This is a genomic window from Diaphorobacter sp., from assembly GCF_050251835.1.
Taxonomy (GTDB): Bacteria; Pseudomonadota; Gammaproteobacteria; order Burkholderiales; family Burkholderiaceae_C; genus JBFXIE01.
Genome location: NZ_JBFWLZ010000012.1, coordinates 21405 through 44910, shown reverse-complemented (window position 1 = coordinate 44910; position 23506 = coordinate 21405). Strand labels below are relative to the sequence as shown.

The 23506-nt window shown below is 66.0% G+C and carries 17 protein-coding genes; 7 read left to right on the top strand and 10 right to left on the bottom strand.

The genetic code is table 11. The features are described from left to right. A complete protein-coding gene (locus AB7E35_RS06350; RefSeq protein WP_428162287.1) occupies positions 1–2286 on the bottom strand; it encodes a hypothetical protein in 2286 nt (761 codons plus the stop codon). A 1207-nt stretch (positions 2287–3493) separates the two neighbouring features. Here AB7E35_RS06350 and AB7E35_RS06345 point away from each other — a divergent pair. Further along, entirely contained in the window at positions 3494–4039 is a 546-nt protein-coding gene (locus AB7E35_RS06345; RefSeq protein ID WP_428167249.1) for a GNAT family N-acetyltransferase, read from the top strand. Between the two features lie 65 nt (positions 4040–4104). Here AB7E35_RS06345 and AB7E35_RS06340 read toward each other — a convergent pair whose 3' ends face one another. The 4 genes from AB7E35_RS06340 to AB7E35_RS06325 all read right to left on the bottom strand — a co-directional run bounded on the left by AB7E35_RS06340 (position 4105) and on the right by AB7E35_RS06325 (position 7243). After that, positions 4105–4860: a DUF4114 domain-containing protein gene (locus tag AB7E35_RS06340; RefSeq protein WP_428162285.1), complete on the bottom strand. Its 756-nt coding sequence runs from the start codon at positions 4858–4860 to the stop codon at positions 4105–4107. 259 nt (positions 4861–5119) lie between these two features. Further along, complete coding sequence (locus tag AB7E35_RS06335) at positions 5120–6073, bottom strand: hydrolase 1, exosortase A system-associated (RefSeq protein WP_428167248.1); 954 nt, start codon at positions 6071–6073, stop codon at positions 5120–5122. Beyond that, positions 6070–6972, bottom strand: a complete 903-nt coding sequence (locus AB7E35_RS06330; RefSeq protein WP_428167247.1) for a hydrolase 2, exosortase A system-associated — start codon at positions 6970–6972, stop codon at positions 6070–6072. The genes AB7E35_RS06335 and AB7E35_RS06330 overlap by 4 nt, the downstream gene beginning before the upstream one ends. A gap of 10 nt (positions 6973–6982) precedes the next feature. Further along, entirely contained in the window at positions 6983–7243 is a 261-nt protein-coding gene (locus AB7E35_RS06325) for an acyl carrier protein (RefSeq protein WP_428167246.1), read from the bottom strand. An 82-nt stretch (positions 7244–7325) separates the two neighbouring features. On the opposite strand from AB7E35_RS06325, the gene AB7E35_RS06320 reads away from it, so the two are divergent. From AB7E35_RS06320 to AB7E35_RS06295, 6 genes are all read left to right on the top strand, one after another. Continuing rightward, positions 7326–8978: an acyl-CoA ligase (AMP-forming), exosortase A system-associated gene (locus AB7E35_RS06320; protein WP_428167245.1), complete on the top strand. Its 1653-nt coding sequence runs from the start codon at positions 7326–7328 to the stop codon at positions 8976–8978. Further along, positions 8950–10155, top strand: coding sequence for a pyridoxal-dependent decarboxylase, exosortase A system-associated (locus AB7E35_RS06315; RefSeq protein WP_428167244.1), 1206 nt, complete (start codon positions 8950–8952; stop codon positions 10153–10155). Before AB7E35_RS06320 ends, AB7E35_RS06315 begins: the two co-directional genes overlap by 29 nt. Before the next feature lie 2 nt (positions 10156–10157). Further along, complete coding sequence (prsK, locus tag AB7E35_RS06310) at positions 10158–12251, top strand: XrtA/PEP-CTERM system histidine kinase PrsK (RefSeq protein WP_428167243.1); 2094 nt, start codon at positions 10158–10160, stop codon at positions 12249–12251. Next, positions 12248–13609 (top strand): PEP-CTERM-box response regulator transcription factor, encoded by a 1362-nt coding sequence (prsR, locus tag AB7E35_RS06305; protein ID WP_428162278.1) that lies wholly within the window; start codon positions 12248–12250, stop codon positions 13607–13609. The genes prsK and prsR overlap by 4 nt, the downstream gene beginning before the upstream one ends. A 192-nt stretch (positions 13610–13801) precedes the next feature. Then, the gene (gene prsT, locus AB7E35_RS06300; RefSeq protein WP_428167242.1) at positions 13802–16612 is read left to right on the top strand and encodes an XrtA/PEP-CTERM system TPR-repeat protein PrsT; all 2811 of its coding nucleotides are present in this window, start codon (positions 13802–13804) and stop codon (positions 16610–16612) included. Between the two features lie 73 nt (positions 16613–16685). Then, the gene (locus AB7E35_RS06295; protein ID WP_428162276.1) at positions 16686–17516 is read left to right on the top strand and encodes a trypsin-like peptidase domain-containing protein; all 831 of its coding nucleotides are present in this window, start codon (positions 16686–16688) and stop codon (positions 17514–17516) included. Positions 17517–17546: 30 nt separating this feature from the next. On the opposite strand, the gene AB7E35_RS06290 is transcribed toward AB7E35_RS06295, so the two are convergent. The 5 genes from AB7E35_RS06290 to cphA all read right to left on the bottom strand — a co-directional run bounded on the left by AB7E35_RS06290 (position 17547) and on the right by cphA (position 23450). After that, the gene (locus tag AB7E35_RS06290; RefSeq protein WP_428167241.1) at positions 17547–17912 is read right to left on the bottom strand and encodes a hypothetical protein; all 366 of its coding nucleotides are present in this window, start codon (positions 17910–17912) and stop codon (positions 17547–17549) included. Next, positions 17909–19357 (bottom strand): UbiA family prenyltransferase, encoded by a 1449-nt coding sequence (locus AB7E35_RS06285; RefSeq protein WP_428167240.1) that lies wholly within the window; start codon positions 19355–19357, stop codon positions 17909–17911. Before AB7E35_RS06285 ends, AB7E35_RS06290 begins: the two co-directional genes overlap by 4 nt. A 182-nt stretch (positions 19358–19539) precedes the next feature. After that, positions 19540–19809 carry a translation initiation factor IF-1 gene (infA, locus tag AB7E35_RS06280; RefSeq protein WP_428162273.1) on the bottom strand — a complete coding sequence of 90 codons (270 nt, stop codon included), beginning with the start codon at positions 19807–19809 and terminating at the stop codon, positions 19540–19542. 564 nt (positions 19810–20373) lie between these two features. Beyond that, complete coding sequence (locus AB7E35_RS06275; RefSeq protein ID WP_428162272.1) at positions 20374–20862, bottom strand: CreA family protein; 489 nt, start codon at positions 20860–20862, stop codon at positions 20374–20376. Beyond that, positions 20859–23450, bottom strand: a complete 2592-nt coding sequence (cphA, locus tag AB7E35_RS06270) for a cyanophycin synthetase (RefSeq protein ID WP_428167239.1) — start codon at positions 23448–23450, stop codon at positions 20859–20861. Before cphA ends, AB7E35_RS06275 begins: the two co-directional genes overlap by 4 nt. Positions 23451–23506: the final 56 nt, after the last annotated feature.

Below are 23506 nucleotides of genomic sequence, written 5' to 3'. Positions count from 1 at the left end.
TTACTGGCGGGGCACAATCGCCCAAGTGGGGTTGTTGACAAAGTCAGCATCCATCTTCGGTGTCCAGGTGCGCCATTTTGCGTAGGTTTCTGCAGCGCCGGGTACGCCAGCATTATGTGCTGCAGCCATCATGGCGCGTGCAGATGCCGCATAGCCGCCTGCCCACTCGGGATATCCTTCAACGACCAGCGATGACGAGCAGGTGGTACCGGGGTAGTTGGCTTGGAACAGGTCTCTCCAGGAGCCGTAAGGAACCCTGTTTGCGTTTTGAACGTTGAAGTAGTAACCGGCTGCGTACGCCGTACAGAAGCCATCCGCTTCAGCATTGAACCTGCCCAGATTGAACTTGCTCACCCAGTTCAGCGTTTCGGCTGCTTTGGATTCACCGTTTTCAGCCAATTGGGCAAAGACAATTGCGAAGTAGTCGTTCTGCCACGGGCCAGTCAGCGTCCAGTCGTCAGACTTTGGCATGGCGTTCATGGAGTAAAACTGCGACGCGTTGGCGTTGCGCGGATAGGCGTTTACATACCAGTCCAGGTTGGCTTCCAGTTGCCTGCCGAAGTAAGCCTTGCTGGGATGGTTGTCCGGCAGTGCACGGTAGGTTTCGCCGAGTGCGCGCATCGCCCATGCCTGGCCCCGCACCTGGTTTTCCTTAGTCAGGCCCAGACCTGCGCCGCGATAGGTCGGGTTGGGTGCCGCTGCATTCCAGGCAGTCCAGAAAGTCATTTCATCCAGGTAGAACGCGTCTCCGGTCACCAGGTAAGGAACGTAGGTGAAAGAACCTTGGTGCGCAATGTCGGCTTCCCAGATCGTCGTGCCGTTAGTCACTGGGGGCAATACAGGGTTGGACCATGATGAGTTCATCGACACGTAGGGGTACTTGTCCAGATCGATCGGGCGGTCGGTGCTCTCGTCGCGGTAGTGCACAGGCACCGATGCTGCGGCAGAGGCGTTTGCAATCATGATTTCAAACGCACGCGGATCTTGGCTCAGCAGGTATTTGACCGTCCAGGTTGGGTAGGGGCCAATTTCGCTGCGTCCGCCGGTCATAGGGAAGTAAGGTTGCAGGAAAAGGTTGGCCATGGGGCCCAGTGCTGCCTGATCGGTACGAACCTTGGCCAGCGCTGCAGCATCATTGGCGAGTGTCGATTCAGGAATCGTCAGGGCAAGGTTGTAGTTCCACACCGCCTTGCTCGCCATGAAGTAAGGCATGTTGTGGCGCACATATGCCTGCGGCTCGGCAGAGGCACCCGTCCACAGCACCTTGTGCCAGCGGGCGTGGTGGTAGTGGGTGAACTTGGGTTGGGTGTAGATGGTGCTGCCGTTGCGCTTCACGGCGAATGAATAGGTGATATTGCTGGGGTTGGCTGTCCAAGTGCGGGTGTTTTCCATCACCACGTCGGTGCGGATACGCTGGCCACCGTCCACCATGCGGGTGTGCAGCCGTGCCGTCAGGTGAGGGTGCGTGGCTCCCGTAGCCTTGTTTTTGAAGGGCAGCACAACGGTGTACTCATTGGCCACCCCACCAGACAGTCGTTTGCCTGTATTGCTGCTGATCTGCTTGACCAGCTCCGCCTGGGGCAGGGCAACCAGGGTGGTTATGGCGCCGGTCGAGTCGTATACCTGGGCTTCCAGTTCCAGATTCCAGTCCGGATTTGCGGGAACGTTGGGGGTGCTGGTGCTTTTCGCGCCGGTATAGAAGTTGATGATTTTGCTCTGGCCGGGCTGCAGGTTGTTCAGTTGGGCGCTCAGCACGGCGAAGCGGGCCGAGCCGTCGCGGTGCGATGAGATCTCGTCCGTTTGCAGCGGGATAACTGCGCCATCCACCTTGGCGACAAGGCCCTGGGTGCTGAATTGCCAGTCCCCCGCTTTGAATGGCTGCCCAAAGGTGACGGGCACGGACGATTGAACCTGCGAGCCGGTGGATGCGACTTCGACGCAAGTGATTGCATCCGCAGCGCAAGTGAAGGGCGCAGTGGAAACAGGGGTGGGCGCTGGAGCCACGGGCACAGTGGAAATCACGGTCGGAGTGGGCTCAGTGGGTGCGGGTTCCGTAGGAGCGGGTTCTGTGGGTGCCGGCTCTGTAGGGACGATGACCACAGGCTCGAACGTTGTTCCCTTGGGTGGTTTGCGGCCATTGGAGGTGGACTTTGCCTTTTCGACGATTTGTTCGCCGTCGCTGTTGCCGCCACCGCAGGCTGCCAAAGTGGCTGCGACCAAAAGGCATGACAACGACAGGTAATGTCTATTATCGAACATCTGGTGGGTGAGTGCCGAGGTTTTCATGGCAGTATTGGGTACTCAGTTTGAAAACAATTAAAAATTGGTTGGCATTGCCTCTACCGTTGCAGCGGTGACGCTTTCTAATCAAATTTGGGTAGGGGATGACCCTAGGCTAAAACGAATGACTAGCTAAGGTGCAGAGTGTTTAGGGCTTATAGCAATACTGACCACGTCTTTTGGTGAGATGAATTGTGCTGTGTGGGGTATTGTGGATACGTAACTGCATGTTGCTTCGTCAGTCATCGCGTATCACCAAGGTGAATGCAGTCTTTCTCGGATCGGTTGGATAAGCATATTTTTTACGATTGCAACGATTTAATACATTGACCTGGTGTTTTTCGGGAGTTTTGTGATGACGTTGAATGGCAATATGGATTTACATCGGGTTAATAGATTTTTCTGATTAAAAATAGAATATTCTTAGTTAAAAGGGATTGGGGTTGAAAAAGGGCCTGTGAGTATCTGGAGGCAGGCAGCGCGCGGTAACGATGCGCCAGGGGGGCTGTATCGGTTTTCCTGCGCTGCGCCCATCCCAAGGGTTCGAGCGGCTGCCTTACGCAAGTGCACCGGGCAAAGCGCAATCACAGCCGGCCCAGGCAAGTTCCGTTAAATCGTAAATACCAGACAAAATTTGATTTTTGTGCAGATAATTTTTACGGTAACGCCCGCACACGGGACGGAATTGACTGGTTAATCAGCAGTCCGTTCGCGGCGGTCGGCGTGGCCGGCGTTTTATGGAGGTTTCGTGCCTGACGAGGTCTTTCAGACAGAGGTTTGGTTTGCCAATTTGCTGGCGCACGGCTTGGTGCGTCGTCCTATTTGGCAAGGTGATTTGGCGGTGAGCTCACGCAGCGGTGATCTGGTGCACTTGCCGCTGATGCAAGAGTCTGCAAATGGCCCCTTGTGTGCCGTGAGTAACTACTACAGCGGCATTTATGGCCCGGTGGGCTCTGAGCGGGCGATTGAAAATATTGGCCCTGCAGATTGGCTGGCGGCAGCGCAGGGGTTGCGGCGATTGCCTCACGCCAGCGTGCTGCGTTTACAACCCCTGGATGCAGACAGCACCTGGCTGGCAGGGTGGCAGACAGGCCTGCGTGATGCAGGTTATTGGACCAGCCGATTTTTCTGTTTCGGTAATTGGCACCAGCCAGTGTCGGACAAGGGGTTTGAAGATTATTGGCAGCAGCGCCCTTCGGCCTTGCAGCACACCGTGGAGCGAGCACGCAAGCGGCTGAGCCGGGCGGGAGACTGGCGCATTGACATCCAGGCCGATGAATCACCCGGGCTGCAAGCCTGCCTGGCCGCTTACCTGGCGGTGTATGCCCAAAGCTGGAAGCAAGCTGAACCTTGTCCGCACTTCATGCCAGCCCTGATGCATATGGCGGCGCAACGGGGCTGGCTGCGGCTGGGCGTGTTGTGGCTGGGCCAGCAGCCACTGGCAGCCCAGGTCTGGCTGGTGTGTGATGGCAAGGCCAGCATTTACAAACTAGCCTATGTAAAGGGGCACGAAAAGCTGTCTGCCGGATCGGTGCTGACCGCGGCCTTGATGCAGCACGTCATGGACGTGGATCGGGTACGAGAAGTGGACTATCTCAGCGGCGACGACGCCTACAAGCGCGATTGGATGGCTTTGCGGCGCGAGCGGGTGGGACTATTGGCATTTGACCCGCGCCGCGTCTCGGGCTTGCTGGCGGCAAGCCGACATTTTGCGGGGCGGTTGCTGCGCGCGCCGGCAGGCCCGCAAACCGGCACCTGACAGACAAAAAAAGGGTGGCCCAAGCCACCCCTCTTATTCGCGTCATCACTAACCGGCAATGCGGCTTACTGCCTGTTCTTTTGCCTGCGCCGTGACGCCAGTGCCAGGCCAGACAGGCCCAGACCCAACAGCGCCAGCGATCCAGGTTCGGGCACCTTGGTCACCGATTCAACGTAAACCACCATGTCGTTGTAGTCCCGATCCGAGCCGGCGGACAAGGATGCGTCTTCCCAGGCCAGCAGATAGCTGGACGGGCCCCATGCGCTGGGCAGGCGGTTGGGGAACGCCACGATGTCGCCATCGCCGCGATAACTCACCATCTGCTCGTTTCCGCCGTTCAGGTCGGCCTGCGAAAAGAATGTGCCGCCAGGCCCGCTCAGGTAGTAGCCGAACGTGGCGGACGTGAACGATGCCATACCCAGCAGGCCCGGGTTGGTGAGGTCGATCGCCATGAACAGATTGGAGCTGTTGACCGTGATAGCCACCTGATTGCCGCTGCTGGCGGCGCCCGAGAACAGCTGCAACCGGGCTGCCGTGTTGTAGGGGTCGTAAATGCCGAACGTATTGGCACTGGCACCACCACTGATCTCCAAAATCATGGTGGCAGCGGATACGCCGGAAGCCTCGACCTGGAAAAGCTCTGCGAATGCCTGGGCTGCGTTCACATCAGGCGCTGCGGCCAGGGGCGTGCCTGCCGCCTGGTAGGCGTTGTTGATGATGGTCTGCAGCGGTGTCTCGGGCCCGGGCAACACGGTGGCGGCATAAGAAGCGCCAGACAGGCCAAGCAGTGCGGAGGCGAACAGGGTGGTCAGAGTCTTCATGATGGGCTTTTCTTTCTGGTGGCAGGCCACCGGATAGTGGGCATGGCTTGGTCAAGCAGTTTGCATGCCAGCTAATGAAAACAATGACTTGCAAATTTTTGTCTGGCTAAGTGTTAAAGAAACTGACGTTTGACAGCCGTGTTGTCAGCAGTGTTACCAGCGGTCACCCGGGGCCTGGCTGCTGGATGCAATGCTGCTCCCCTTGCCGCGAAAAAGCTGCGCCCGACGTGACATCCGGGATTCAAGGCGAAAACTGCAGTCAGCTGCCAGCGCCAGCGCCGGCGTCAGGCGGCTGGGGGCAGGGCGCAGGCTGGGCCTGCTCCATGCCGGCTAGCCAGGCCAGGGTCAGCTCCTGCACCTGCAGCTGGTTCGCTGGACGCGAGCAGGTGTGATCGCCCCCGGCGATGTCATGACGGCGGACGCCCGGGTGCAGCAGGGCATGGCGCCAGTCGGGGTGTGTGGCGGCGTACTCCAGAAACTCCCGAGCCGTCAGGTCGTGCTCGCTCAAAATCAGCATGATTTTGCCTTCCAGCCCTTGCCAGCCTTGCGCCATGCGCTCCTGAAATGAACTCGTTTGCGCCGCCGGTTGCCGCATCGCGCGCAGGTTGTGCCAGATGCCGCGCAGCGCTGCCCAGCCTATGCCGCCCGCGGCCAGTTTGCGCCAGAAGTCGCGATCCAGCAGGCGCTGGCGGTAGTAATGCCTGACGTGCGTGCGTGCCAGGCTGGCCTCGGACCGAACCCAGGGGTTGAGCAGCGCAAGGCCGCATACGCGTGCATCCTGCGTGGCTTGCATGTACAGCAGGCTGGCCGATGCCCCGTCGCACAGCCCCCAAAGCACCGTGCGCCCAACGGCGGCTGACTGCAGCAGCGCATCCACCGCCGCCGCAATGTGGGGGGCGGTGCGGTCAAACGGCACGGGCGCGCCGGGGCTGTCGCCCATGCCCGGCAGGTCAAAACGCAGCACCGGGTAGCCTGCCGCAGCCAGTCGGCGCGCCAATTGCACAAACTGCCGGTGGCTGCCCACGCGGTACTGGGCGCCGCCCACCACCACCACCACGCCAACGCCGCGCCCCGCCATGCCCGGCGCAGGCAGGGTGAGGATGCCCAGCATGTCAAAACCCTGGCCGTCGTCGTTGCCGGCGTCATTGCCACGGATCTGGACGGCGCGTTCCACCACCGCTGGCGTTTGCAGGGTTTGCTGTGCGGTGTTCATGGCATGGGCGGGCAGTCCAGCGCAGCCAGGGTGGCGTGCATCAGGCCGGGCGCCTCGTCAGTGTTTACGGTCTGCCAAAAGGATGGGCCCGCAACCGCCTGCGCCTGCACCTGCCAGCCTGCCGCACGCCAGGCGCTGATCTGCCTGTCTGTGGCGGGGCTGAGTGTGGCGGTCGGCGGCGGCGACACTTCCAGCCACACCAGCCGCCCGGCGCGCAGCGATGCGGGGCTGGGCATGCGCGCATCGTCCAGCCCCTGGGCCAGGCGGGGGCTCAAGACATAGCCGGCAATCTCGACGGCCTGGCCCTGGGCCAGCGCCTGCGATGGCTGTACCTGGTCCGCGTGACTGTTGCCCAGCCACTGGCTGGCCGCGTGCAGGCGCAAAAACTGCTGCAGCATCTGCCGGCCGCCGGTGACGGGCTGCCAAAGCAGCAGGTGGACGGGCTCGCCATCGCCGCCCTGCAATGGCACTGCCAAATGCGCCGCCAACTGCGCCGCCAACTGCGCCGCCAACAGGGCGCCCGATCGCAGCCCCCACAGCCACAGCGGGCCGCAGCATTGCGCGGACAGCCAGTGCAGGGCCTGCTGCGCGTCTTGCAGCCAGTCGGCCCAGCTGGCGTCGGCAAAGTGGCCGCTGCTGTCGCCGCAACCCAGCAGGTCGATCTGCAGCACGCCAAACCCGGCCTGCGCCAGCGCCCGCGCCTGCGCCGCCACCACGCGTCGGCTGGCGTTCAGCTCTTCGGCAAAGGGATGCAGGTAGAGCACGCGCCCCCGAGGTGCAATGCCCTGCGGCGGGTGGTAGAGGCAAAAGCGCTGCCCCGCGCCGATGGGCAAAAAAAAGGCCTGGGGCAGGGCGGGGCGCAATGCGCGGGGTAATCCGCGGAGGACAGGGGCGTTCATGCCCGCGCCGTCATGGCTCTTGGCGGGCCAGCGCCCGATCCACCAGCTCGCACAGGCTTCCCACGGTGGCAAAAACCGCGCCATGCAGCTCGTCGTCGCTGAAGCTGATGCCGAAGTGGTTCTCCAGCCCGGTGATGACGGCCAGCACGGCCATCGAGTCGAGCTCGGGCAGCGCACCCAGCAGCGGGGTGTTGGCATCAAAGGCGGCGGCTCGTCCTTGCAGGCTGAGGGCATGATCGAGCACATGCAGGACTTGTTCGGTCAGGTTCATGGCGGGGCGGTGTGCGCAGAAAAACTGCAGTTTGATGCCAGAGCCCCAAAGGCGCAACCACGGCGCCCGGCCTTCGCTTAACATGCGCCGCATGCCCCAAGCGCCGGACTTCCTCAGGGGGATTCCCCCTGCCTTGTTGCACGAGCTGCCCGCCCGGGCGGCAGCCTGCTGGCCTGCCGGAACGGCCTTGACTCTGGACGGTGAGCATCTCTCGTACACCCAGTTGCAGGCGCAGATCGAGCGCTGCGCCGCAGGCCTTGTGGCCCTGGGGCTGCAGCGCGGCGCGCGCGTTGCGGTGTATCTGGAAAAGCGGGTGCAGACCGTGGTGGCCAGTTTTGCCGCGCCGGCTGCGGGCGCGGTGCTGGTGCCGGTGAACCCGGTGCTCAAAGCCGGGCAGGTGGCGCACATCCTGCAGGACGCGCAGGCGCAGGTGCTGGTGACCTCGGCGGCGCGGCTGGCGAGCCTGGCGCCAGCGCTGGGCGATTGTCCCGGGCTGCAGCATGTGGTGCTGGTGGACGATGGCCCGCCCGTTGACCTGCCTGGCGGCGCCGCGCTGCACGGCTGGGCCGATGTGCTTGCCAGCCCGCTGGCCGGCCTGCCCCGGGTGCTGGACATGGACGTGGCGGTCATCTTCTACACCTCCGGCAGCACGGGACGGCCCAAGGGCGTGGTGCTGTCGCACCGCAACCTGGTGGCCGGCGCCGTCAGCGTGGCCGGCTATCTTGGCAACCATGCCGGCGACACCCTGCTTGCCGTGCTGCCCCTGTCGTTTGATGCCGGCTTCAGCCAGCTCACCACGGCATTTCTGGTGGGCGCGCGCGTGGTGCTGCTCAATTACCTGCTGGCGCGCGACGTACTGCAGGCCATGGCGCAAGAGCGGGTCACCGGTCTGACGGCCGTGCCGCCGCTGTACATGCAACTGGCAGCGCTCGACTGGCCGGCTGCGGCCGTGCAGCACCTGCGCTACTTTGCCAACACCGGCGGGCGCATGCCCCGGGCCACGCTGCAGCGCCTGCGCAGCCTGGCGCCTGCGGCCGCCCCCTATCTGATGTACGGGTTGACCGAGGCGTTTCGCTCCACCTACCTGCCGCCCGAAGAAGTGGACCGCCGGCCCGACTCCATTGGCCGGGCCATTCCCAACGCCCAGGTCTGCGTGCTGCGCGAGGACGGCACCGAATGCGCCGTCGACGAGCCCGGCGAGCTGGTGCACCGCGGCGCCCTGGTGGCCCTGGGGTATTGGCGCCGGCCCGACGAGACCGCGCGCCGCTTCAAGCCCTGGCCGCCTGCGCTGCTGCCCGCTGGCGGCGACTGGGCTGCGCCCGAGCTGGCCGTTTATTCGGGCGACACCGTGCGCCGCGACGCAGATGGTTTTCTGTACTTTGTGGGTCGGCGCGACGAGATGATCAAGACCTCGGGCTACCGCGTCAGCCCCACCGAAGTGGAAGAAGTGCTGTACGCCAGCGGTCTGGTGGCCGAGGCGCTGGTGTACGCCGTGCCCGACGAGGCCCTGGGCAGCGCCATCTGCGCAGCAGTGCTGGCCTCGCCCCAGGCCAGCGGCCGGGCAGGTGACGACAACGCCGCCCTGATGGCCCATTGCAGCCGCCACCTGCCCGCCTACATGCTGCCGCGGCAATTGCACTGGGTGGCGCAGCCGCTGCCGCGCAGCCCCAACGGCAAGCTCGATCGTCAACGCTGGATGCAGGAACATGGCCCCATTCGACCTGACGCGCAATGAGTTGCATGTGGGCGGCCTGCCTTTGTCTTTGCTGGCCGAGCGCGTGGGCCAGACACCTTTTTACGCTTACGACCGCGCGCTGATCGCGGCACGCGTGGCCGCCGTGCGCCGGGTGTTGCCGCAGGGCGCGCAGCTGCACTATGCCGTCAAGGCCAACCCCATGCCGGCGCTGGTGGGCTTCATGCGCGGGCTGGTCGATGGCATGGACGTGGCGTCGGCGGGCGAGCTCAAGCTGGCGCTCGATGCCGGTACGGATGCGCGCTGCATCGGCTTTGCCGGGCCGGGCAAGCGCGATGCCGAACTGCGCCAGGCGGTGGCGGCAGGCGTGCTGCTGCATGCCGAATCCGCGCGCGAGCTGCAGGTGCTGGCCGCGGCCGCCCAGGCGCTGGGCGTGCCCGCGCGCGTGGCCTTGCGCATCAATCCCGACTTTGAGCTGCGCGGCGCCGGCATGCACATGGGCGGCGGCCCCAAGCCCTTTGGCATCGACGCCGAGCAGGCGCCCGCTCTGCTGCGCGCGCTGGCGCGCGATGGACTGGCTTTTGAGGGCTTCCATCTGTACCCGGGTTCGCAGAATCTGCGCGCCGCCGTGATTGCCGAAAGCCTGCAGCGCTCGCTGGATCTGGCGCTGCGCCTGGCCCACGATGCACCGGCGCCGCTGCGCTACCTGAACCTGGGCGGCGGCTGGGGCATTCCTTACAGCGCTGCGGACAAACCCCTGGACCTGGCGCCCGTCGCCGACGCACTGGCGCAGGTGCAGACGGGGCTGGCGCGCGCCTGGCCCCGGGCGCAGCTGGTGCTGGAGCTGGGGCGGTATCTGGTGGGCGAGGCGGGCATCTACGTAGCCCGCGTGATCGACCGCAAGGTATCGCGCGGCCAGGTGTTTCTGGTGACCGACGGCGGCATGCACCACCACTTGGCGGCCTCGGGCAATTTTGGCCAGGTGATACGGCGCAACTACCCGGTGGTGATCGGCAACCGGCTGCAGTCGCCCCAGCGCGAAACGGCCACCGTGGTGGGGCCGCTGTGCACCCCGCTGGACGTGCTGGCCGATCGCCTGGAGCTGGCGGTGGCGCAGCCTGGCGATCTGGTGGCCGTGCTGCAGTCTGGCGCATATGGCGCCACGGCCAGTCCGCAGGCATTTTTGGGCCATCCGCCCTGCACGGAAGTGCTGGTCTGACCATGCCGGGCACCGACGTCACGGTGATTCATTGGGGGTGGGTTCTGGCTGCCCTGGCCTACGCCGTGCTGGCGGCGCGTCTGCTGCAGCAGCACGAGCTGCGGCGCCCTGTCGATCGCATTGCCATGACCATGCTGGCAGCCGCAGCCTTTACCGTGCTGTGGAGCGGCTTCAGCTTGCTGGCGCTGGCGTCTGACGAACTCTGGTGGCTGGCAGCCCAGTCCGCCGACATATTGCGCTACCTGGGCTGGGGCGGGTTTGTGTCCCTGTTGGTGGGCCGCAGCGCGGGCGACGCGGGCAGCCGCGCCTACCGCTGGTGGCCCTGGCTGACGGTACTGGCCGTCATTGCGGTGCCCCTGCTGGTGATAGGAATGGCGTTCGTGGTGGGGCCTGCGGGCTACGCCTTGGTCATGGTGATGCTCGCCGTGGCGGGGCTGGTGCTGGTGGAGCAGCTGTTTCGCAACCTGCCCGAAGAAGCCCTGTGGAGTGCCAAGCCCGTATGCCTTGGCCTGGCGGGCCTGTTTCTGTTTGACCTGTACCTGTTTTCGCAGGGGGTGCTGTTGCAGGGGCTGGACCCGGATGCCCTGAACGTGCGCCCTTTCGTGCATGCGCTCATGGTTCCGCTGCTGCTGCTGGCCACCATGCGGCATCGCCACTGGATTGCCAAGATACGCGTGTCGCGCAAGGTGGTGTTCCACTCGGCCACGCTGGTGCTGGTGGGGCTGTACCTGCTGTTCATGTCGGGCGTCGGTTACTACGTGCGCTACTTTGGCGGTGAATGGGGTCGGGTGCTGCAGGTGGGCCTGGTGTTCGTGGCGCTGGTGCTGGCGCTTGCGTTCGTGCTGTCCGGCTCGCTGCGCGCCAGGCTGCGGGTGTTTCTGGGCAAGCATTTCTTTCGCTACCGCTTTGACTACCGCGAAGAGTGGCTGAAGTTCACCGCTACCCTGTCCAGCCATGACCAGCCCCAGGAAGCCGGCCGCAGCGTGATCCGCGGCCTTGCCGACATGCTGGAAAGCCCGGCAGGCGCGTTATGGCTGCGCCGCACGGATGACGAGCACTACCGGCAGGTGGCGCGCTGGAACCTGGCTGCCGCCACGCAGACGGTGGATCCGCAGGACGAGTTGTTGGCATTCATCCGCGCCACCGGCTGGGTGATCAACCTGCAGGAGCTGGGCGAATCTTCCGCGCGCTACAACCATTTGCAAGTGCCTGCCTGGCTGGCCCAGTACCCGCAGGCCTGGCTGCTGGTGCCGCTGTGGCAGGGCAAGGCGCTGCTGGGCATGGTGCTGCTGGCCAGCCCGCGCACGCGGGTGGAGGTGAACTGGGAGGTGATCGACCTGCTCAAGACCGCGGGCTGCCAGGCGGCCAGCATCCTGGCGCAGATGCAGGCGACCGAGGCGCTGCTGGAGTCGCGCAAGTTCGAGGCCTTCAACCGCATGTCGGCCTTCGTGGTGCATGACCTGAAAAACATCGTGGCCCAGCTGTCGCTGATGGTCAAAAACGCCAAGCGGCTGCACAACAACCCCGAATTTCAGGCAGACATGCTGATGACGGTCGAAAACTCGCTGGAACGCATGCGCCAGCTGATGCTGCAACTGCGCCAGGGCGCGGCGTCCGGGGCTGCGTCTGCGGGCGTTGACCTGATCAAGGTGGCCGAGCGGCTGGCCGCCGACGGTCTGCAGCGCGGCCGCGCGGTGCAGCTGGAGGTGGCGGCACAAGTGTTTACCCGGGGTCAGGCTGACCGATTGGAGCGCATCATCGGTCATCTGCTGCACAACGCCTTCGATGCCACCCAGGCCGATGACCGCGTGTGGCTGAAGATCGACCGGTTTGGCAGCCATGCCCGCATTGAGGTGGGCGACGAGGGCCAGGGAATGACCGAAGAATTTGTCCAGACGCGCTTGTTCAAACCGTTTCAGACGACCAAGGACACGGGCATGGGCATTGGCACCTACGAGAGCTTTCAATATGTGCAGGAACTCGGCGGCAAGGTCAGCGTGGACAGCCAGGTGGGCCGGGGCACGGTGGTGACGCTGCTGCTGCCCTTGATCGAAATCAGCCGTGAATCCGATTTGCACGCGCGGGAGGATGCATGAGTCCGGACAAGTCGCAGCAGCTACTGGTGGTCGAGGACGATCTGGCGCTGCAAAAGCAGATCAAATGGTCGCTCGATCGTTTTGAATGCGTCACGGCCGACGACCGCGAAAGCGCCATGACGCAGGTGCGCCGCTTTGCGCCCGCCGTCGTCACCATGGACCTGGGCCTGCCGCCGGACGCTGATTCGGTCTCCGAGGGCTTCAGGCTGCTGCAACAAATCCTGGCCGCCGATCCCGACACCAAGGTGATCGTGCTGACGGGCCAGAACGACCAGGCCAACGCGCTCAAGGCGGTGGGCATGGGCGCTTACGATTTCCTTGCCAAGCCTTTCGAGCCCGAGGTGCTCAATTTGTGCGTGGAGCGCGCCTTCCGGATGCACCGGCTGCAGGCCGAAAACCGGCGCCTGCGGGCCATGCAGATGCCGGATGCGCTGTCGGGCCTGATCACGCGCGACCCGCAGATGCTGCGCATCTGCCGCACCATCGAGAAGGTGGCCAACACCAATGCGTCCGTCATGCTGCTGGGTGAAAGCGGCACTGGCAAAGAGGTTCTGGCGCGCGGGCTGCATCAGCAGTCGCAGCGCAAGAAGGGCAGTTTTGTGGCCATCAATTGCGCAGCCATCCCCGACAACCTGCTGGAGAGCGAGCTGTTTGGCTACGAAAAGGGCGCCTTCACGGGCGCCGCAAAAACCACGCCGGGCAAGATCGAGACGGCAAACGGTGGCACCCTCATGCTCGACGAAATCGGCGACATGCCCTTGTCCCTGCAGGCCAAGCTGCTGCGATTTTTGCAAGAGCGCGTGGTCGAGCGCGTCGGCGGCCGCCAGGGCATTGCCGTGGATGTGCGCGTGGTGTGCGCCACCCACCGCGATCTGGCGCAGTGCATCAAGGACGGCAGCTTCCGCGAAGACCTGTACTACCGCCTGGCCGAGATCGTGGTCGAGATACCTCCCCTGCGAGCGCGCGTGGGCGATGCGGCGCTGCTGGCCCATGCCTTCGTGCGCCGCTTTGGCGGCGAGCATGGCCGCAGCCTGACGCTGGCCGACGATGCACTGCGCGCCATCGAGGCCCACCCCTGGCCCGGCAACATCCGCGAGCTTGAAAACCGCATCAAGCGCGCCAGCATCATGGCCGAGGGCAACCAGATCACTGCGGAAGACGTCGGACTGGCCGCCGCCGAGGGCATGGACGATGACCGCTCGCTGGACTTGCGCCAGATGCGCGAGGCCGCAGAGCAGCGCGCCGTGCTGGCCGCGCTGGCCCGCGCCGACGGCACGGTCGCCAAGGCTGCCGACCTGCTGGGCGTCAGCCGCCCCACCCTGTATGACCTGATGCACCGCCTGGGCCTGAAGGCCTGAGAGCCTGAGAGGCAATTGCCCATGCCCGCCTTGCCCGCCAAAACACCACCACTCATCGTTGCAAATACTCGCCACAGCCCGTGCCATGGCTGCGTTTTGCGCCTTGATGGGCGGCGTTTTGACGCGCTTTTCGGGCGCGGCCAATGGCCTCCCAGCTTCTGACCCCCCTTGTTTGCACCGCAGAGGATGACCATGACGGCTCTCAACTCCCGCATCTTCGCTCGTGGCATCTGCCCGTCCCGTACCCGTGTGGCCGCAGTTGCCCTGGCGGCAACGCTGCTGGTCTCGGCCTGTGGCCGAGACGATCCCGATGCAATGGTGGCATCGGCTCAGGATTACCTGAGCAGGAACGACGCGCCGGCCGCGATCATCCAGCTTAAAAATGCGCTGCAAAGCCGGCCCGGCGATCCTCGGGCGCGCCTGATGCTGGGCCAGGCGCTGCATGCAACGGGCGATGTGCAGGGCGCCGAGACTGAGTTCAGAAAAGCCCAGGATCAGGGGGCGCCGCCCGAGCAGGTGGTGCCGCAGCTGGCCCAGACCATGCTGGAGCTTAGGCAGTACGGCAAGATCACCTCCGACTACGTCGGCCTGCAACTGGCCGATGCCCAGGCGCAGGCCAGCCTGAAAACCACCGTGGCCCAGGCCTGGCTGCGCCAGGGCGACGAAGACAAGGCCCGGGCCAGCCTCAATGACGCGCTGCGGGCCAAGGCCGACTACGCCCCTGCGTTGATCGAGCAGGCGCGCGCCCAGGTTCGCCGCGGCGATATGGATGGCGCCCTGGCGGGCCTGGAGAAGATACCGGGTCAGTCGCCCGCCGCAGCCGAGGCGATCAAGCTGCGCGGCGACATCCTGCTGTACGGCAAGCGCGACGCCGACGCCGCAATGCAGGCCTACCGCCAGTCGGTGCAGGCTGACGCCACCTACACCGAAGGGCAGGCGGCGGTTGTCGAGCTGCTGATCTTCCAGGGCAAATCCGACGAAGCCGCGCAGGCCTTGCAAGTGCTGGCAAAAGCCGCCCCCGAAAAACCCCAGACCCTGTATCTGCAGGCCATGCTGGCCTACAGCAAAAATGACTTCAAGGCGGCGCAGGAAGAGGTGCAAAAACTCCTGCGGCTGACGCCCGAGAACCCACGTGCCCTGGAGCTGGCGGGCATGACCGATCTGCAGCGGGGCGCCAACGTACAGGCCGAGGCCTCGCTGACCAAGGCGCTGCAACTCAACCCCGGTCTGGCCATGGCGCGGCGCGGCCTGATCACCACCCAGATGCGGCTGGGGCGGCTGGACAAGGCCATCGCCACGCTGCCGCCCGACATTGACAGCAGCGACCGCGACCCCAGCATGCTGGCGCTGGCGGGGCAGGCCCACATGCTGCAAGGCGATGTGGACAAGGCGCAGCGCTACTTTGCCCGCGCGTCCAGCCTGGCGCCGCAAAACGCGGTCATGCGCACGTCGCTGGCCATGAGCCAGCTGGCCGCAGGCAAGGGCGAGGCGGCGCTGGGTGCGCTGCAAAGCATTGCTGCATCCGACGAAGGCGTGGTGGCCGACCTGGCCCTGATCAATGCGCTGCTGCAGGGGCGCAAGGTGGACCAGGCCCTCAAGGCCATTGATCTGCTGGAGAAAAAACGCCCTGCCGACGTGCTGCCCGTGTTCCTGCGCGGCCGGGCGCTGCTGCTCAAGCAAGATGCGGCGGGCGCCCGCAAGGCCCTGGAGCGGGCGCTGGAGATCGACCCCAACTACTTTCCCGCGGTGGGCGTGCTGGCGGTGATCGACAACGCCGAAAAGCGCCCCGACGACGCCCGCACGCGCATCGAGGCGGCCATCAAGCGCGACCCGGCCAATGTGCAGGCGCATGTCATGCTGCTGGAGCTGCGGGCCGCCAACGGCGCCGACAAGGCAGAGCAGGCCGCCATCTTGCGCAAGGCGGCAGACGGCGCGCCCAACAATCCCGTGCCGCGCCAGCTATTGGTGGAGCACCACCTGCGCAGCGGCGAGCCCAAGGAGGCCCTGGCCGTGGCGCAGCAGGCGGCGGCCGCGCTGTCCGACAGCGCGCAGCTGGCCGACGCGCTGGGGCGTGCGCAACTGGCCAATGGTGAGCACAACCAGGCGCTGTCCAGCTTCAACCGCATGGCGGCCCTGCAGCCGCAATCGCCCGTGCCTTATCTGCGCATGGCCAGCGCCCAAATGGCGGCCAATGATCGCGCTGGCGCCGGCCAAAACCTGCGCAAGGCGCTGGAGGTCGAGCCCCGCGCGCTGGATGCGCAGCGGGGTCTGGTGAGCCTGGCCATGGCCGATGGCAGGGCCGACGAAGCCCTTGCCATTGCCCGCACCGTGCAAAAGCAAAGGCCCAAAGAGGCCGCCGGCTACGCGTTGGAGGGCGAGATTCACGCGGCGGGCAAGGCCTGGGACAAGGCCATCGACGTGCTGCGAACCGGCATCAAACAAGTGCCTGCCAGCGCCGAGCTGGCCGTGCGCCAGCACGAGGTGCTGATGCTAGCCGGCAAGCGGCCCGAGGCCGACCGCTGGGCCGCCGAGTGGCAGCGCACGCATGCCAAGGATGCCGCCTTCCCCCTGTACCTGGGCGCCCGCGCGCTGGCCAGCAAAGACCTGCAGGAAAGCCAGCGCCAGTACGAGCGCGTGATGGCGTTGCAGCCCAACAATGCCATTGCCCTGAACAACCTGGCCTGGGTCAAGGGCCAGCTGGGCCGCGACGGCGCGCTGGCCGATGCGCAGCGCGCCAATGCGCTGGTGCCCAACCAGCCCGCGTTCATGGACACCTGGGCCATGCTGCTGTCGTTCGCCAACCAGCACGACCGGGCTCTGGAGCTGCAAAAGCGCGTGGTGCAAATGCAGCCGCAGCAGCTGGACTACAAGCTGAACCTGGCCAAAATCCACATCAAGGCGGGACACAAGGACGCCGCACGCACCCTGCTCGATGAGTTGTCAGCCGCAGGGGAGCGCTATCGAGCGCAGGCCGAGGTGCAGGAGCTGAAGAAGTCGCTTTGAACCCTGCGTGAACCCGATTCAGCCCTCCTTGGAAACCACGCCCTTGTCTCCAACCGGCCCGCGATATCGCCCCATGAATTGCCAACGCAGGCTTGCGCTGCTGTCGTGCGTGCTCTTGCCCGCGTGGCTGCCGGCGGGCAGCGCACGGGCGCAGCTGCCTGATACGGTGGAGCGGGTCAAGCCGGCGGTGGTGCTGGTCGGCACCTACTCCGCGACCGACAACCCGCGGTTTCGCTACGTGGGCGCCGGCTTCGTGGTGGGTGACGGCCTGCGCGTGGTGACCAGCGCCCATGTCGTGACCCGCATGGATTCATCCGTCACCCCGTCCGGCCCGATGCCCGGCTCCACGTCTGGCCCCGCCGCCAGTCCCAACGAGCAGGCGCTGGTCGTGCAGGTGCGATCTGGTGGCAATGCCTGGCTGATGCGCAAGGCCCGGGTGCTGGAGCTGAACCCGCTGCAAGACCTGGCGCTGTTGCACATCGAGGGGCCACCGGTCGCAGCGCTCAAGGTGGCCGCGTCCGATCCGGTGCGCGAGGGGCAGGAGCTGGCGTTGATGGGCTTTCCGATTGGCGGGCTGCTGGGTTTTTCGTCGGTCACGCACCGCGCCGGCGTTGCGTCCATCACCACCATCGCCTTGCCCAGCCCGACCAGCCAGCAGCTGAGCGAGCGCGCCATTGTCAGCCTGCGCGCCGGGCCGGTGCAGGTGTTCCAGCTCGATGCCACGGCCTATCCTGGCAACAGCGGCGGCCCCTTGTTCGACCCGCGCAGCGGCGAGGTGCTGGGCGTCATCAGCATGGTGCACATCAAAACCACGCGCGAAGCAGCCCTGAGCCAGCCATCCGGCATCACCTACGCGATTCCGAGCCGCTACGTGCTCGAGATGCTGGCGCGGCATGCGCCCTGAGCGCCTGGTGCGCTATGGCGAGGGCGGCAGTCAGGAGCGCGCCACCATAAACACCCCGGCGCAGATCAGCGCCACGCCGCCCGCGCGCAAGACCGAAACCTGCTCGCCCATCATCAGGCCGGCCGCCACCGTCAGCACAAAGCCCAATCCCACCAGCGGATAGGCCTTGCTGACATCCCATTGGGACAAGACCCCCAGCCAGACGACGGCGCCCAGGCCGTAGAGCGCAAACCCGCCCAGCACGTAAGGGTTGGCCAGGACGGCGAGCGTGCTGTCCAGCGCCTGTGCCGATGCCATGGCCGCGCGGACGCCGGGTTGCGACATGCCTGCCTTCAACAGGAATTGGGCCGTCACCGACAGTGCGATGCTCAGCAGGGCAATGGCGAAGGTCTTCATGGTTGCAGATCCAGAACAAGAGAATGTGCCGCCACGACCACGGCAATCATGGCCAGCACCGTGAGGCGGCTGCCGCGGTCTTTGAGTGCATAGACGACGGGGTCATCATGCATCTCGCCGCGCGAGGTTTTGATCCACAGGCGCGCCATCCAATAGACCAGGCCCATGGCCACCAGCCACAGCAGCTGCGGCGTGCCGTAGCGCGTCTGCGTTTCGGGGGCGCTGATAAACAAGCCGAACACCACTACCGCGCACAGCGCCGCGCCCACGCCCAGCGGCCACAGCACCACCAGGTCGCTCACGCGGTAGTCGCGCCCCCGGGTGGCCTTTGCGCCCGACTCATGCATGGCTACCAGCTCCGCGCAGCGCTTGACCAGGGCCAGGCTCAGGAAGATGAAGACCGAGAACGCCAGCAGCCACGAACTGGTGGCCACCCCGATCGCCACCGAGCCGGCCAGGATGCGGATGGTGTAGAGCAGCGACAGCATCAGTACGTCCATCAGCACGTACTCCTTGATGACCCAGCTGTACAGGCTTGTCAGCGCCAGGTAGGTCAGCAGCATGCCGACAAAGCCTGGCGATACGGCCGCGGCCAAGCCCAGCGATGCCGCCAGCGCCGCGCCCGCGACAACCAGCCCGTGGTGAATGGGCAGGGCGCCGCTGGCAAAGGGGCGCAGGCGTTTGCGCGGGTGGACGCGGTCGCTGCCCAGGTCCCACAGGTCGTTGACGACGTAGGTGGCCGACGCAGCCAGCGAAAAGGCCATGAAGGCCAGCACCATGTGGATCAGCTTGTCGGGGTCGGTGAACTCGAAGGTGGTCAGCAGCGGCACGAACAGCAGCAGGTTCTTGATCCACTGGTGCACGCGCAGCGCGCGCAGCCAGGTGGCCAGGCCAGTGCGGGCTCGGGGAAAGTCGCGCTCTATGGGGGTCGCCTGGCGCACCTGCGCCGCAACATGCTGCGGCACACCCACCAAGATGGCCGCCCTGGCGCGCTGCCAGATGGGCAGGTCGGCCGTGCAGTCGCCGGCATACACGAAAGCCTCGCCCACATGATCCTGGATGGCCTGCAGTTTTGCCGGGCCCTTGAGGTTGTGCCCGGTTCGCGTGGCCAGCACCTGGTCAAACAGTCCCAGGCGCGCAGACACCGCGTCGGCAATCGAGTGGTGCGCCGCCGTGGCCAGTACGATCTGGCGCCCGCGGGATTTTTCGGCGCGCAGATAGTCCACCAGCGGCGCGTTGTAGGGGAGCCTTTCGGCATCGATGCCGACGTGGGCGGCTACCGCTTCTTTGAACCCGGCTTTGCCGCGCAGCAGCCAAAAAGGCAGTCGCAGCAGGTGGATGGGAGAGCGCTTGGCCAGCTGCACCACTGACTCCAGCAAGGTGTCCGTGGGCGTCAGCGTGCCGTCCAGATCCACCACCAAAGGTATGTCCGCCGTGTCGATCATCCGCTCCTCCTAGCCGCCCCCGGGGCAAAGGGGGATGGGTCGATTGAACCTGTGGTCGCTGCCGCGTTGCTGCATTGCCGCGTGGCGCACGCTAGTGTGCCCGAGCTTTCAGGTCGGTGGCGCTTTTTCAAGCGACGCCCGCAACCAGTGCGCGAAGCGCTGGCGGAGGACAGGGGCGAGCTTTAGCGGCGAGGGCGGGCCGGTGCGCGCGGTGCGCCGCCTGCGCGTGGGGGCAAGTGGCGGAAGGTGATGCGGCCTTTGGTCAGGTCGTAGGGTGAGAGCTCCAGAGACACCGTGTCGCCGGCCAGCACGCGAATGCGGTGCTTGCGCATTTTGCCGCCCGAGTAGGCGACCAGCTGGTGGCCGTTGTCGAGGGTGACGCGAAAGCGCGCATCGGGCAGCACCTCATCGACCTTGCCTTGCATCTCGATCAGTTCTTCTTTATTGGACATGTAACTCCTTTGTGTCAGGGCGAGTGTTGACGGGTGCGGCCGGTGGTGACTGGCTGCGGTCCGCGCTCGCTCGGGGTGTGTGCGCAATGCACACGACGGATGCGCCGGCAACCCCGGCGCGGGATGGGCGATGGGGCATCGCCCGCGCAAGACGCCGGTGTGTGCACCAGGGGCATCTGCCAGTTCTGGTTGCTGCAGCTGGAGGGCGGTTGGCCCGGCGGCTGTGCGTGGCGCGGGGCGCCCGTTGCAGCAAAGGTGGCAGGGTTTGAGGCACCAGACGCGGGCACCAGGCACGGGAACCGCGCAGGGGCTGAAGGCCGCAAAAGGTGCCGTAAAAGTGGCCGTTGGCGTGCCTGCGACAAGGCGGCGGTTCACTCGCCAAAGCGCGCCAGTGTACAGCTTGCACCGGTTACGCGTTGGAATGCGTGCGTTTGGCCCCTGGGGCAACTGCGGCATGGACACCGCTGCCGTAACGCATGCGGTGCGGTGCAACCGCTCAGATGTGTTCCTGGGGGACAGGGCTGCGGGCGCTGGCCGGTCGCGCGCCCGGGCTTGCAACCGGGATCAGCGCAGCGGAATGGGCGTCTGCCGGTCCACGGGTACAGCCGTCACGCTGTTTTGCGGCGATCCGTCGATGAGTTTTTCGGAGTAGGTCAGATAGACCAGCGTATTGCGCTTGGCGTCCACCATGCGCACCACGCGAAGGCGCTTGAACAGGATGGACATGCGCTCGCTGAACACCTCCTGCTGCGCCTTGAGCGGCTGCGTGAACGCGATGGGCCCGACCTGGCGGCAGGCGATGGAGGCTTCGGCGCGGTCTTCGGCCAGGCCCAGCGTGCCTTTGATGCCGCCGGTGCGCGCACGCGAGACGTAACAGGTCACGCCAGACACCAGGGGGTCGTCGTAGGCCTCGACGATGATGTCGTGGTCGCGGCCAATCCACTGGAAGGCGGTGTCCACCGTGCCGATGCGGTCGGACTCGGCCGCGCTGGCCGTAACCAGGCAGGCTGCGGCAAGCGTCGTAGCCGCCAGGGCGTTGCGCAGAGCCGTCATACGGCACCTGCGCAGGTGGCGGCCTCGGCGCAGCGGCGCTGCAGGTGGGCCAGGGCTTCCTCCACCTGATCCACCAGCACCAGGCACAGGTCGCCAGGCTGCAGGCGATCCAGCGCGTGGTCGATGGCGATGAACTCGCCCGTGATCTCGGTCACGTAGCGCGTGCGCGGCGCGCCCTCCAGGCCTTTTTGCAGCAGGGCCAGCACTTCGCCGTCGGCGCGGCCGCGCTGGCAGGCGTCCTGATACAGGATCACGTCGTCAAACGCGGCGCCCAGGATCTGGGTCTGTTCGATGATGTCCTGGTCGCGGCGGTCGCCAGCGCCGCTGATCACCACGCTGCGCTGGCGCGCCGGCATGGCCTGCACGGCCTGCACCAGCGCACGCATGGCGTCGGGGTTGTGGCCGTAGTCGGCAATCACGGTGGCGCCGCGAAAGTCCATCACGTTGAAGCGGCCAGGGGCGTTGTCGCTGTCGTTGAGGAAACCGGCCAGGCCGCGGCGGATGGTCTGCCAGGGCAGCCCCATGCCCCAGGCTGCGCCAATGGCGGCCATGACGTTCTCGACCTGAAAACCGATCGCGCCTGCGCGGGTGATCGGGATTTCGCGCAGGGGGATGGTCTCGCGCCACGAGCCCTCGGCCGCCACGATGGAGTCCCCATCCACGTACACCACGCGATTGCCCTGGGCGCGGTGCGTGGCCATGACGGGGTGGTGGCGGTCGGCGGCGAAGAAGATCACCTTGCCCGGGCACACGCTGGCCATGGCGGCCACGTGCGGGTCGGCGGCGTTGAGCACGCCGTAGCCGTCGGCGGCCACGTTCTGCACGATCACGCGCTTGAGCACGGCGACGTCTTCCACGGTGGTGATGAAGTTCAGCCCCAGGTGGTCGCCCGCGCCCACGTTGGTGACCACGGCCACCTGGCAGCGGTCAAAGCCCAGGCCTTCGCGCAGGATGCCGCCGCGCGCGCATTCGAGCACGGCCGCGTCCACCTCGGGGTGGAACAGCACGTTGCGCGCGCTGCGCGGGCCGGAGCAGTCGCCGCTGTCGATCTGGCGGCCGTTGACGTACACGCCGTCGGTGTTGGTCATGCCCACACGCAGGCCGTGCGCGGCAAACAGCTGGCCGATCAGCCGCGTGGTGGTGGTCTTGCCGTTGGTGCCGGTCACGGCCACCAGTGGGATGCGCCCGTCCTGGCCGGGGGCGAACAGCTCATCGACCATGGGCACGCCCACGTTGCGCGGCTTGCCGAACGACGGGGCCAGGTGCATGCGCAGGCCCGGTGCGGCGTTGACTTCGACAATGCCGCCGTTTTGCTCTTCCAGGGGCTTGAGCATGGTCTCGCAGACCACGTCCACACCGCAGATGTGCAGGCCGATGGTCTGCGCGGCCTCAATGGCGCGCGCGGCGATCTCGGGGTGCACATCGTCGGTCACGTCGGTGGCGCTGCCGCCGGTGGACAGGTTGGCGTTGTTGCGCAGCACCACGCGCTGGCCCTGCACGGGCACGGAGTCGGGCGTGAGGCCCTCGGAGGCGATGCGCGCGATGGCGATGTCGTCCAGGCGCACCTTGGTCAGCGCCGTGCCGTGGCCCGAGCCGCGGCGCGGGTCCTGGTTGACGATGTCCACCAGCTCGCGGATGGTGTGCACGCCGTCGCCCAGCACCTGGGGCGGCTCGCGGCGCGCGGCGGCCACGAGCTGGTGGCCCACCACCAGCAGGCGGAAGTCGTGGCCGGGCAGGAAGCGTTCGACCATGATCTCGTCGCCAAATTCGCGGGCGGTCTTGTAGGCTGCCTCCAGGCCCTCGCGGGTGGTGATGTTGACCACCACCCCCTTGCCCTGGTTGCCGTCTTGCGGCTTGACCACCACGGGCAGGCCCACTTCCTGGGCGACTTTCCAGGCGTCTTCCACGTCGGCCACCGGGCGGCCCAGCGGCACGGGCACGCCAGCGGCGTGCAGCAGGCGCTTGGTCAGGTCCTTGTCCTGGGCGATAGATTCGGCCACGGCGCTGGTGGTGTCCAGCTCGGCGGCCTGGATGCGGCGCGCCTTGGAGCCCCAGCCCAGCTGCACCAGCGAGCCGCTGGTCAGGCGCCGAAACGGTATACCGCGCGCTACGGCCGCATCGACGATGGCGCCGGTGGACGGGCCGATGCGCTCGTCCTCGTCCAGCTCGCGCAGCCCGGCGATGGTGGCGTCGGCATCGAAGGGCGTGTCGGCCAACGCGGACTGCACCAGGGCTTCGGCGCGCTCCATGGCCAGGCGGCCCACGGCTTCTTCGGTGTATTCGACGACCACCTGGCTGGTGCCGGGCTCCAGCGTGGCCTGGGTGCGGCTGAAGGTGACGGGGCAGCCAGCCTGGGCCTGCAGCGACAGCGCAGCGGCCTCCAGCACATGGGCCAGCGACAGGCGCTGCCCGGCGCCCTGGGGCTGCAGTGCGCCGATCTGGGGGAAGCGCGCGCGCAGGCGGTCTTCAAAGCCGGAGAGGTTGGCGTGGTCGCACTCGTGCGGCTCGCAGTGCACTACGGCCTCGATGGCGGTGTTGCGGCTCCAGAGGTTGGGGCCGCGCAGGGCGCGGATGCGGGTGATCTGCATGGTGTGTTCTTTCAGCCCGGTGTTGATTCAAATTGGCATTCAGCCTTTATGGGATA